We start from the raw sequence: 11,978 nt of genomic DNA on the forward strand, positions 1-11,978 counted from the left end.
CCGTCACCGCCGCGTCATCCGCACCGGCCGTCGGTGAGGCGTTCCATCGCGGTGAGGTCGAGTTCCATCGCGCTCGTTCCCGGGGGCAGGCCCAGCGCCCGGACCGTACCGGCGCGCAGCTCGCCCGCGTGGCCCAGCACGGTCCCGTCGGCGAGCAGCTCCAGGCAGCGTCCGGTCAGCCAGGGCGCGTACGCGGCGGGGCGGGTGACCAGGCCCGCTCCCATGACGTGGGCGGCCGTGCGCGCGGCGTCGACCGCGCGGGCCCACGACGACTCGCCGGTCAGGGCGACGGCGAGGTGACGGGGCTGGGCCGGGACGGCGGCGTCCAGCGCGGCGAGCTGGTCGTCGGTGGGGCGCCGGCCCGTCGGCGGGACGGGCGGCGGGCCGGTGCCCGGCAGGGACGTGAAGACCGTTCCCTGCTCGAAGAGCGCGGGATCGCGGTTCCCCCGGGTGAGGTTGAGGGCCAGCGCGGCCAGCAACCCGGGGAGGAGCGTGGTGCGCAGCGACCGCTCGCGCGGGTCGATCGGGTTCGCGAGCACGGGCGCGGCGCGGCGCGGATCGCCGGGCGCCAGGTCGAAGGCTTCCCACGCGGCGTCGCAGACGAACGGGAGACGCGGTGTCTCGACGTACCCGGCGTCCGCGAGGGCGTGACCGATCCGCCGCTCAAGGCTCCGCGACCGCGGGAGCCCGTCACGTGCCCCCCTGCCCGGCGCCCCCCTCGCGCCGAGACCACCGCGCGTCAGGGGAATGGTCTCCATCTCCGGTACGGCCCGCGCGGCCGGTACGGCCGCCGGGACGGGCGTGGCCCGCGGGCCCGGCGTCGTCCGCACGCCCGGAGCGCTCCGGGGGCGGGGCCGGTGCCGCAGTGTGCCCGAGGGCGGGGGATCGTCCGCCCGCAGGCCGTCCATCCGCAGCAGGGGCCGGACGTCGCCGTCGACGAGGTCGCGCACGTCCCGCAACCCGTGCCGGAGCATCAGCGTGCGCTCGACGCCCAGGCCGAAGGCGAACGCGCCGTACCGGTGCGGGTCGACGCCGCAGGCGGCCAGCACCCGGTGGTGGACCGGGCCGCACCGCCCCCATCGCGCCCACCCCGTGCCGCCGCACGTCCCGCACGGGCCCGCACCGGTCCCGTCGTACGTCCCCGCGGGGGAGTCCCCGCAGGGCGCGGTGCCGTGGCAGGCCGGGCACTCCACCTCCACGTCCGTCTCCGCCGGTGGCCCGGCGCGCACCGGCCGCCGGGGACGGAGCCGGATCGCCGTGCCGGCTCCGAACACCGAGGCGGCGAAGTGGTCGAGGGTCTTCCCCAGATCGACCGCGGTGAGGCCCAGGTCGACGGCGACGCCCCCGACCTCGTGGAACACCGGGCCGTGGACGGTGCCGGCCGCCTCCGGCCGGAACAGGCGGCCCGCGCAGACCGCGCGGAGCGGCGGGGGGGTGGCGAGCATCGCCCGTACCCGCAGCGACGCGCTGTGGGAGCGCAGCACCAGCCCCGAACCGCGCCGGTGCCCGTCGGGGTCCGTGGGATCCCGCACGCGCAGGACCCGGCCGAGGCGACGGCCGTCCGGGCCGTCGGGGTCGTCAGGGCCGCCGGGAAGGGCAGGACGATCGGTGGGGACGGGGGCGCCGGGAGGGTCGGTGGTCGTGAGGAGATCAGCGACTCCGGGTGGGCCGAGGGCGTCGGCGGAGACGAGGGTGAACCATTCCGCCTCGACCTCGGGCCCCTCGGTGACGCGGTATCCGAGGTCGAGCAGGACGTCGGTCATCTGCTCGGCCATGACGGTCACCGGATGCCGGGCCCCGCGCGGCAGGCCCCCGGACCGGCCGCTGGATGCTCTCCTCATCGACTGCTGGGCCTCTTCCCCTGTGAGTGCGCCGCCGTGCCCGCCCGGCATGGCCGGGTCCGGACGCGGGCGGTCCCCGGTGTGGTCGGGTGGAGAGCGGCCGGATCACCTTCCGGCCGGAATCCGGCGGGACACGGCGAAGACACGGGTCGCGGCGCGGCGGACGACCCGGGGTGCGAGACCCGGAACCGCCTCCGGAGCAGGCCGGGCCCGCCCCTGCGGAGCGTTCGCGGCGCACATCCCCCGTCACACCGGGTGCTGATGTGACTACCCAAAGTTATTGTCCGGTGAACGGAGAGTCAACTTTCCGTCATGACGACGGCGTCGGCGCACCCGGGTCCCGCGGTCCCAAGGACAGGCAGGATCACCGGGAACGACCGGCAGGACTCACGCTTCCCGCAGGGCCGGGTCTCATCGCGCCGTACGCGCCCGCGGACATGGTGACGGACCCGGCCCGGATGTCCGGGCCGGGTCCGCCGGGGCCCTTCGAGGCCGTGGGAGCCGCCGGGATCCGGCGGGAGGCTCAGCCCGCCCGGTGCCGGCTGAGGTAGCCGGCGAACTCCTCCAGGGAGATCAGGCCGTCGCCGTCCAGATCGATCTTCGCGACGGCCGCCGCGGCCGCCTCCGGGGTGATCGGCTCGCCGAGCACCTCCATGAGGCGGGTCAGCTCGGGGACCGAGATGAGGCCGTCACCATCGACATCGACGATCTGGAACGTTGTCGTGTAGTCGTCCGCCACGATTGCATCCGCCTTCCGGCAGCAGGAAAATCAGACGCCACGCACACTAGCGGGATCCACGAGACCCACCGGCCGCAGGCCGGAGGTTTCTCCCACCCGCGGCACGATCACCGCCCGGGACCGGCCGCGGGGGGACCTCAGGCCCACCCGGACCGGTCACGAGCGGAACCTCGGGCCCGCCCTGACGGCCGTGAACGGAACGTCAGACCCACCCGGAACCGGTCACGAGCGGAGAGCCCGTCAGACCACCGCGCCCGACCCCTCACGCGGGCGGGCCGGCCTGCGGCCCTTGGGCCGGGGAGGCGTACCCGGCCTGCGGCGCTCCAGCTCGATCGCCAGCGGGCCCGCGACCAGCGCCGAGGAGAGCGTGCCGACGACGATCCCGATCAGCAGCGCCACCGCGAAGTCGGTCAGCGAGTCGCCGCCGAGCACCGCCAGCGCGGCCAGGATGAACAGCGCGCCCAGCCCGGTGTTGACCGTGCGGGGCACGGTCTGCAGGATCGCGGTGTTGACCACCTCGCCGAACGGCGCCTTCGGCCGCGCCCCCCACAGCTCGCGGACCCGGTCGAAGACCACGACCTTGTCGTTGACCGAGTAACCGACCACGGTGAGCATCGCGGCCAGGAACACCCCGTCGATCGGCTTGCCCAGCCACGCGAACGCGCCGATCACCACGGCCACGTCGGCGACCAGCGCCAGCACGGTCGCCAGGCCGAACGTCCAGCGGAACCGGAAGGCGAGATAGCTCAGCTGCGCCAGGAGCGCCACCCCCAGCGCGATCAGCGCGTTGCGGCGCAGCTCCTCTCCCAGGCTCGGCCCGATGAGCTCGTCACGCTCCTTGACGACCTGGGCGCCCTCGCTCTCCAGCGCGTTCTCGATCCTCACCACCTCGGCGGGGCTGATCTGGCCGGTCCGCACCGAGATGCCGTCGTCGGAGGACTGCACCACCGCGTTGGGGAAACCGGCCCGGCCGACCAGCTCGCGGGCGGCGTCGGCGGTCATCGGGGTGCTCGTCGTGTACTCCACGAGCCGGCCGCCGGTGAACTCCACACCGAAGTCGAGCCCGCGTACCGCGACCCCGGCCATGGAGGCGGCCACCAGCACGCCGGCCACCGCGTAGTACACGGCGCGGCGGCCCATCAGGTCGGGCCGGTGCGTGTTCAGCCAGGTGCGGACGCGCCCGATGCCGGACAGGCCGGTGATGCCGGGCCGGGCGGTCACGGCGGGCAGGCTCACCGCCCACTGGGCCAGGACGCGCGTGATGACCATGGCCGTGATCAGCGAGGCGATCACGCCGATGCTCAGCGTGACACCGAAACCGCGTACCGGGCCCGACGCCAGCATGAACAGCAGCCCCGCGGCGAGCAGGGTGGTGATGTTGGAGTCGGCCACCGCGCTCCACGCGTTGCGGAACCCCTTCTCCAGCGCGCTGCGGAACACCGGCTCGGCCGCGTACTCCTCGCGGGCCCGCTCGAAGACCAGCACGTTGGCGTCCACCGCCATGCCGATGGCGAGCACGAAACCCGCGAGTCCCGGCAGGGTGAGCGTCGCGCCCAGCCCCACCAGCGCCGCGTACGAGATGAGGGCGTAGCAGGCCAGTGCGGCGGCGGCGATGAGACCCACCAGGCGGTACGTCACGATGATGAACAGCGCGGTGAGCGCGATGCCGATGACCGCGGCCTGGGCGCTGGCCGCGATCGCGGCGGAGCCGAGCGTCGGGCCGACGGTCCGCTGCTCGATGATCTCCACGGGCACCGGCAGCGAACCGCCCTTGATCAGTAGGGCCAGGTCGCCGGCCTCCTCGGCGGTGAAGTCGCCGGTGATCTGGGTGGAGCCACCGGGCAGGCCGACGTTGCAGGCCACGTCCTCGTTCACCTGCGGCGAGACGATGACCTTGTTGTCGAGCACGATGGCGACCCTGCGCTTGGGGTCGCCCGGCTGGGCGCAGGCGGCCTCGCCGGTCAGCTTCGCCCACGCGGCACGGCCGCTGTCGCGGAAGTCGACGGTGACGAACCAGGCGGTGCCCTGCTGCGGGTCGATCCCGGCCGCGGCGTCGCCGACGCCGTCACCGGTCAGGGCCGCGGGCCCGATCTGCACCGGAAGGCCGCGGTCGTCGGGCAGGATCTGCTCGCCCTTGCCCGGCTTGGTCCCGGACGCCGGGTCGGGGGCGGCGAGCACGGGATGGAAGGTGAGCTGCGCGGTCTTGCCGATGACCTCGGCGGCCTTGGTCGGGTCCTGCACGCCGGGCAGTTCCACGATGATGCGCCGCTCGCCGGAGCGGGCCAGCGGCGCGTCCGCCACGCCCAGGGCGTCGGCCCGGCGGCGGAGCACCTCAAGGGTGCGGTCGGTGGCCGCGGCGTCGGCCTTGACGGTCGGTGAGTCCCTGGTCTCCAGGACGAGCTGGGTGCCGCCGCGCAGGTCGAGACCGAGGCGCGGCGACATGCTGAGGGCGATGAAGAGCGAGGCGGCGATGACGGCGAGCGCGGTCACCGCGCGTACCACCGGGGCACGCGACATGGGAGCCTCCACAGGCTTGGACGTCGGGGACGGCTTCGCGGACGGCTTCGAGCACGGCTTCGGACACGGCTCGGGGACGTCCTGGGAACGTCACCGGGCGCGGTTCGAGCGCGGCCCGGTTCGGGTCCGGGCGCGAATCCGGGTACGGCTTCGGGGGCGACTTCGGGTGCGGGTTCCGGTACGGCGAAGGCACCCCGGGCGACGCCGGGGTGTCTCAGCTCGTCGCTGTGGAGGCGGGTGGTGCGCGGCCCGGCCTGACGAGCAGGGCCGCGAGCGAGCGGGTGCCCTCGTCACCGGCCGGACGGGAGCCCGGCCCGGCCGGGACGGAGGGATGCCACGGATCGGCCGGTGGAGCCGCGGACGGGGTGCCGCTCCCGCCGCCCAGGCCGATCCCGAGCCCGGCCAGGGCGGTGACCAGGGCACCGCGGCCGGTGTCGGAGACCGGGCGGGAGAGGGAACGGTGGTCACCGGAGAGGTGGGAGGCGGTGGGCTGCCGCGACGGGGCGGCGGCGACGCCTCCCGCTCCACCGGAGACGAGCAGCGGCAGCAGCAGTGCGAGCAGCCAGCCCAGGGGCGCGCCGCGCCGTGGCTGTCGCATGATCCCTCCCGGCCGTCCCGTCCACGGTAACCGGTCGGCGGACCGCCGTGGCGCGGTTCCTCCTCCGACCCGCCAGAAGTGATCGTCGAGCCTCACCCAGGGGCAGGGCTCATAAACGCCTCAGCCTGGGGTAGTGCGGACCTATGCGACTGACCTACACGGCCGATCTCTGGTGGAAGAACGCCGTCGTCTACTGCCTGGACGTCGAGACGTACAAGGACGGGAACGGTGACGGCATCGGGGATTTCCGGGGCCTGACCCAGCAGATCGATCACCTCGACCGGCTGGGGGTGACCTGTATCTGGCTGATGCCGTTCTTCCCCAGCCCGAGCCGCGACGACGGCTACGACATCAGCGACTTCTACTCGGTCGACCCGCGCCTGGGCACCCTGGGTGACTTCGTGGAGTTCATGCGTACCGCCAGGGACCGCGGCATGCGGGTGATCGCCGACCTGGTGGTCAACCACACCTCCGACGAGCACCCCTGGTTCAAGGAGGCCCGCGCGAGCAAGAAGTCGGCCAAGCGCGACTGGTACATCTGGCAGGACGAGCCCGGCCCCGTCGACCCCAAGGCGATCGTCTTCCCCGACAAGGAGGACAGCCTCTGGGAGCTGGACAAGAAGACCGGCCAGTACTACTACCACAGCTTCTACAAGTTCCAGCCCGACCTGAACACCGGCAACCCCGAGGTCCGCGACGAGATCGCCCGCGTTCTCGGCTTCTGGATGGAGCTCGGCCTGTCCGGCTTCCGGGTGGACGCGGTGCCGTTCCTGATCGAGGGCATCGGCGGCGACCCGCACGAGTTCCTCGCCGACCTGCGGGCCTTCATGAACCGCCGCGACGGCTCCTCGATCCTGCTGGGCGAGGTGAACCTGCCCTACCCGGACCTGATGAAGTTCTTCGGCGACGCCGGCAACGGCGACGAGATCACCATGTGCTTCGACTTCATCGCCATGCAGCGGTTCCACCTGGCGATGGCCCGCGAGAACCCGGAGATCCTCGCCGACGCCCTGCGCGACCGGCCCAAGCCGCCCGACGACTCCCAGTGGGCGATGTTCGTCCGCAACCACGACGAGCTGACGCTGGACAAGCTCACCGAGGCGCAGAAGCAGGAGGTCTTCGACGCCTTCGGCCCGGACAAGGACATGCAGGTCTACGACCGGGGACTGCGCCGCAGGCTGCCGCCGATGCTCGGCGGCGACATGCGCCGGCTCAAGCTCGCCTACAGCGTGCTGTTCTCGCTGCCGGGCACGCCGGTGCTCTTCTACGGCGAGGAGATCGGCCTGGGCGAGAACCTGGAGGCCGAGGGGCGGATGGCGGTCCGCATCCCCATGCAGTGGTCGTCCCGCGGTGGTTTCTCGCCGGACCCGAAGACGCGGGTGGCCTCTCCCACCGGTGAGTTCGGCCCGCAGAACGTCAACGTCGAGGACCAGCGCCGCGACCCCGACTCGATGCTCCGCTGGGTCATGCTGCTGATCGAGCGCTACCGCGAGTCGCCCGAGCTGGCCTGGGGCGAGTACACCATCCTGGACGCGGGGGACACGGCCGTGCTGGCCCACCGGGCCGACGCCGAGGGCGGCACCGTGGTCGCCGTCCACAACTTCGCCGGCCGCAAGGCGGAGGTGGAGCTCGTGCTGGAGGGGCTCGACGACTTCGAGGTCCTGGTGGACCTGCTGGTCGACGGCGTGGTCGACCTGCCCGCCGACGGCAAGGTGACGTTCACCCTGGAGCCGTACGGGACGCGCTGGTTCCGCGCCTCCGTCCGGGACGCGGCCCCGGACCAGACCTCGGCCAAGAGCTGACGCTCCCCGCTCCCGACCGCACGACCTCGGCCGCACGACCGTCGGCCGTGCGGCCGTGCGACCGTGCGACCTTCGGCCACGCCCTCTGACCGCCCGGCCCCCGACCGCCTCCCGCGGTGACGGCGGCCGGGCGTGTCGGGTGTTCTCTCGGTCATGCTGGAGACCATGAGCTCCACCCGTCCCGCACCCCCGGCCCCTGTCGCGGCCCCGGCTCAGGCCCCGGCTCAGGCCCCGACTCAGGCCCAGGCTCGGGTCCCGGTCCCGGGACCGGGGTCGCCGCCCGCCTACGTCTACGACCTGGCCGAGCTGGACGCCCATGCCCGTGCCGTCCGCGCCGCGCTGGGGGACGTCGAGCTGTACTACGCGGTGAAGGCCAACCCCGACCCCGAGCTGCTGCGCACGCTCGTCCCGTACGTGGACGGCTTCGAGGTGGCCTCGGGCGGGGAGCTCGCGCACGTCAGGGAGCACTTCCCGCACGTGCCGGTCGCGCTGGGCGGGCCCGGCAAGACCGACGCCGAGCTGCTGGCCGACGTCACCCGGCTGCACGTGGAGAGTCCCGGCGAGCTGCGCCGGCTGCTCGCCTCAGGCCGCCCCGCCGACGTGCTGCTCCGGGTGAACCTGGACGTCTCCATCGAGGGGGCCGCGCTGGCGATGGGCGGCGGCGCCACCCCGTTCGGGATGGACCCGGCCGGCGTCGACGAGTGCGTCGCGCTGCTCCGCGCCCAGGAGGCCGTACGGCTGCGCGGGATCCACGCCCACCTGGCCAGCGGCCTCGACGCCCCCCGGATGCTGGAACTGGCGGCGACGATCCTGGACTACGCGCGGACGCTGGGCGTCACCGAGATCAACCTCGGCGGCGGCATGGCCGTCTCCTACGCCGACCCCGCCGACCGGTTCGACTGGCGGGCCTACGGCCGGGGCCTGGCCGCTCTCCGCCGTCCCGGGGAGACGCTCCGGATCGAGCCGGGCCGGTCGCTGACCGTCTACTGCGGGCGCTACGTGACGTACGTCATCGACGTCAAGCGGGTGCACGGCGAGCTGTTCGCGGTCGTGGCGGGCGGGACCCACCACCTGCGCACCCCCGCCACCAAGGGCCACGACCAGCCGGTGCTCGTGTCGCGGCCCGGCGAGCCGGTCACGATCGTCGGCCAGCTCTGCACCCCCAAGGACGTGCTGGCCCGCAGGGTGCCCGTCGCCCTGGAGGCCGGGGACCGGGTGGAGTTCGCCATGGCCGGCGCCTACGCCTGGAACATCTCCCACCACGACTTCCTGATGCACCCGAAGCCGACGTTCCACTACCTGAACGCGTGACCCCGTAGGGTCCCCGCGCGGTCCGCGACGGCGAGGACGGACCCGTACCCGCTCCCACGGCAGGAGCGGGCCCGTCCTCACTCCCCGGAGGGTCCCCGCGCGGTCCGTCACGACGGGACCTGACCCGCGCCCGCTTCCCATGGCGGGACCGAGCGTTCCCGCGCGTTCCCGCCCGCCCGGAGCGGCGCGTGCGCAGGCGGAATTTGAATGTTTCATCGTTCCTGCGGCGAATGTCCAGGTCACCGGTTCCCGGCGGAGCATAACCGTTGTTCCTGACCGTCGGTTAGGAGATGGTGGGCCCCCGGATGCACCCTTGAATCTCAGAAGGAGACCCGTGCAGACGCTCTCCCGCACATTGCTTCGAAGTCTGCTCGCGATCGCGGGCGCCGCGATGCTGCTCGTGACCGCACTGGTCGTGCCCGCGTCGGCGCACGGCTCGGTGAGCGACCCCCCGACCCGTAACTACGGCTGCTGGCAGCGCTGGGGCAGCGACTTCCAGAACCCGCAGATGGCCACCCAGGACCCGATGTGCTGGCAGGCGTGGCAGGCCAACGTGCAGGCCATGTGGAATTGGAACGGCCTCTACCGCGAGGGCGTGGCAGGCAACCACCAGGCGGCCATCCCCGACGGCCAGCTGTGCAGCGGCGGCAGGACCGAGGGCGGCCGCTACGCCGCGATGGACGTCCCCGGGGCCTGGAAGACGGTCGACAAGCCCGCCCGCTTCACCCTCAACCTCCTCGACCAGGCCATACACGGCGCGGACTACATCCGTGTGTACGCGACCAAACAGGGCTTCGATCCGAAGACACAACGGCTGGGCTGGGGTGACCTGGAACTGGTCGGCCAGACGGGCCGCATCGCCACGGGCGCCACGACCCCCGTCGAGGTGAACGCGCCGGGCCGTTCCGGTCACCACATCGTGTTCACGATCTGGCAGGCCAGCCACTCGGACCAGTCGTACTACTTCTGCAGCGACGTGAACTTCACGGGCTCGAACCCCGGCCCCACCCCGACCCCCACGCCCACCCCGACCCCCACCCCGACGCCGACTCCCACCCCGACCCCGACGCCGACTCCCACCCCCGGCCCCGGCCAGGGCTGCTCGGCCACGTACCGGGTCGTCTCCACCTGGGGCGGCGGCTACCAGGCCGAGGTCCGCGTCGTCGCCGGCTCGGCCGCGATCTCCGGCTGGACGGCCGGATGGACGCTCGCGAGCGGGCAGACGATCAACTCGTCGTGGAATGCGACGCTGACGACCAGCGGATCCACCGTGACGGCGCGCAACGCCGCGTACAACGGTTCGCTCGCCGCCGGAGCCGCGACGACGTTCGGAGTCCTCATGTCCGGCACGCCCGGCACCGCGCCGACGGTGACCTGCAGCTCCGCCTGATCACCATCGTCCGAGCACCCGCGCCCGCCCGCCGGTCCCCCGGCGGGCGGGCGCCTTGCCGTGGCCGGACGACCGGCCCGGTCACGGCGGCCGGATGAAGCGCATCATCATCTTCAGGGCTGGTGACCCCCGGAATTCCTTCCGACCTCAGGATGAGAAGGTCGGGCTCCTGGACCGATGAGAAAACCGGCGCGAGCGGGGACGCTGGAGACATGAAAACGACACGATGGGCGGGTGCCGCCGTCCTCGCGCTGGCGGGCACCCTTGTCGTCACGTCATGCGGGCGGGACGCGAGCACCGCGCATCCCCCCGCCGCGTCCCCCGGCTCCCCGAGTGCGGCCGCGCACTCCGGCCACGGGACGAAGGCGGCTCCGCCACCGGCCGCGCCGCTGCGGGCCGGGGAACGCTTCGTCAACCTGACGCTGCCCAGGCCCTACACCCCGGACGCGCCCCCCGGAGCGACCGACGAGTACCGGTGCTTCCTGCTCGACCCCGGCCTGACCGCCCCGGCGTTCCTCACCGGCAACCAGTTCCTGCCGCAGAACACCGACCTCGTGCACCACGCGATCGTCTACGCGGTCGAGAAGGACGCGGCCGAGAAGGCCGATGCCCTCGACGCGAGCACCCCGGGCGACGGCTGGACCTGCTTCGGCGACGCCGGGATCGAGAAGGGCAAGTGGATCGGCCACTGGGCGCCGGGCGCCGACGAGACGTTGCTCACCCAGAAGGTCGGCCACCCGGTGGCAGCCGGCAGCCGGCTCGTCCTGCAGGTCCACTACAACCTGCTCGCCACCCAGGGGAAGACCGGCAGCGACCAGTCGGGCATCCGGCTCCGGTTCGCCGACGGAGACTCCAAGATCACCGCACTGGAGACCACCCAGCTTCCCGCTCCCGTGGAGCTGCCCTGCACCCCGCAGGAGTCGGGCCCGCTGTGCGACCGTGACGCCGCCGTCAAGGACCTGGGCCGGCGCTTCGGCGAGCAGTCGAGCCAGGCCCCGAACTGGCTCGCCGGGATGTGCAACAAGGGGCAGCCGCTGCCGCCGGGCGACACCCAGCACTGCGAGCTGCCGCTGCCCGTCGACGGCACGATCTACGCCCTGGCCGGGCACATGCACCTGCTGGGCCGCTCGATCAAGGTCGAGCTCAACCACGGCCGCTCCGGCGAGCGGGCCCTTCTCGACATCCCGAAGTACGACTTCGACGAGCAGGCCATCCGGCCGCTGGCCGAGCCCGTCGCGGTCAAGAAGGGCGACCGCCTGCGGGTCACCTGCACCCACGACGCGGGCCTGCGCACGATGCTGCCCGCGCTGAAGGGCGCGGCCCCGCGCTACGTCGTCTGGGGCGAGGGCACCAGTGACGAGATGTGCCTGGGCCTGGTCCTGTGGACCCCCGGCGCGTGACGCGCCGGGGGTGACGAGCGGCGCGTGGGCCACCCCGCGTGACGAGCACGGCGAGGCGGCCCCTCCACCGGGGAGGGGCCGCTCCCGGTGAGATCCCCGGTTACGAAGAGTCGGCCGATGCTCATATGCTGCCTCTCGTCGTTTTTCCGCGCGGCGTCCGCGCAGCACCCGAGGAGAGCCCACCGTGTACAAGGAGTTCGCGATCGAGGCCGTGGTCTGGCTGATCCCCGTCGCCGTGCTGCTGGGGCTCGCCTTCATGATCACTGCCTGATCCCCGTCGCGACCCCGGGGGGGGGGGGGGGGGGGGGGGGGGGGGGGGGGGGGGGGGGGGGGGGGGGGGGGGGGGGGGGGGGGGGGGGGGGGGGGGGGGGGGGGGGGTA

8 protein-coding genes are annotated in these 11,978 nt (G+C 73.3%); 4 read left to right on the forward strand and 4 right to left on the reverse strand.

All coding sequences use genetic code 11. The features are described 5' to 3' along the window. Positions 1 to 14 precede the first annotated feature (14 nt). From ACZ6RT_RS20455 to ACZ6RT_RS20470, 4 genes are all read right to left on the reverse strand, one after another. Complete coding sequence (locus ACZ6RT_RS20455; RefSeq protein WP_470155332.1) at positions 15 to 1,892, reverse strand: tRNA ligase subunit PheS family protein; 1,878 nt, start codon at positions 1,890 to 1,892, stop codon at positions 15 to 17. A gap of 472 nt (positions 1,893 to 2,364) precedes the next feature. Next, a complete protein-coding gene (locus tag ACZ6RT_RS20460) occupies positions 2,365 to 2,580 on the reverse strand; it encodes an EF-hand domain-containing protein (protein ID WP_399193908.1) in 216 nt (71 codons plus the stop codon). Between the two features lie 240 nt (positions 2,581 to 2,820). Next, positions 2,821 to 5,097 (reverse strand): protein translocase subunit SecD, encoded by a 2,277-nt coding sequence (gene secD, locus ACZ6RT_RS20465; RefSeq protein ID WP_399193906.1) that lies wholly within the window; start codon positions 5,095 to 5,097, stop codon positions 2,821 to 2,823. 214 nt (positions 5,098 to 5,311) lie between these two features. Further along, on the reverse strand, positions 5,312 to 5,695 hold the full coding sequence (locus ACZ6RT_RS20470; RefSeq protein ID WP_399193904.1) for a hypothetical protein: 384 nt from the start codon (positions 5,693 to 5,695) through the stop codon (positions 5,312 to 5,314). 143 nt (positions 5,696 to 5,838) lie between these two features. Between ACZ6RT_RS20470 and ACZ6RT_RS20475 the strand changes: the two genes are divergently transcribed. The 4 genes from ACZ6RT_RS20475 (at position 5,839) to ACZ6RT_RS20490 (ending at position 11,598) form a co-directional block, all read left to right on the forward strand. Further along, positions 5,839 to 7,497 carry an alpha-amylase family protein gene (locus ACZ6RT_RS20475; RefSeq protein WP_470155335.1) on the forward strand — a complete coding sequence of 553 codons (1,659 nt, stop codon included), beginning with the start codon at positions 5,839 to 5,841 and terminating at the stop codon, positions 7,495 to 7,497. A 153-nt stretch (positions 7,498 to 7,650) separates the two neighbouring features. Continuing rightward, complete coding sequence (locus tag ACZ6RT_RS20480) at positions 7,651 to 8,808, forward strand: alanine racemase (RefSeq protein ID WP_470155336.1); 1,158 nt, start codon at positions 7,651 to 7,653, stop codon at positions 8,806 to 8,808. Positions 8,809 to 9,142: 334 nt separating this feature from the next. Next, positions 9,143 to 10,198: a lytic polysaccharide monooxygenase auxiliary activity family 9 protein gene (locus ACZ6RT_RS20485; RefSeq protein WP_399193898.1), complete on the forward strand. Its 1,056-nt coding sequence runs from the start codon at positions 9,143 to 9,145 to the stop codon at positions 10,196 to 10,198. 212 nt (positions 10,199 to 10,410) lie between these two features. Beyond that, the gene (locus tag ACZ6RT_RS20490; RefSeq protein WP_470155339.1) at positions 10,411 to 11,598 is read left to right on the forward strand and encodes a monooxygenase; all 1,188 of its coding nucleotides are present in this window, start codon (positions 10,411 to 10,413) and stop codon (positions 11,596 to 11,598) included. Positions 11,599 to 11,978: the final 380 nt, after the last annotated feature.

This window comes from Streptosporangium sp. NPDC050148, assembly GCF_055586505.1.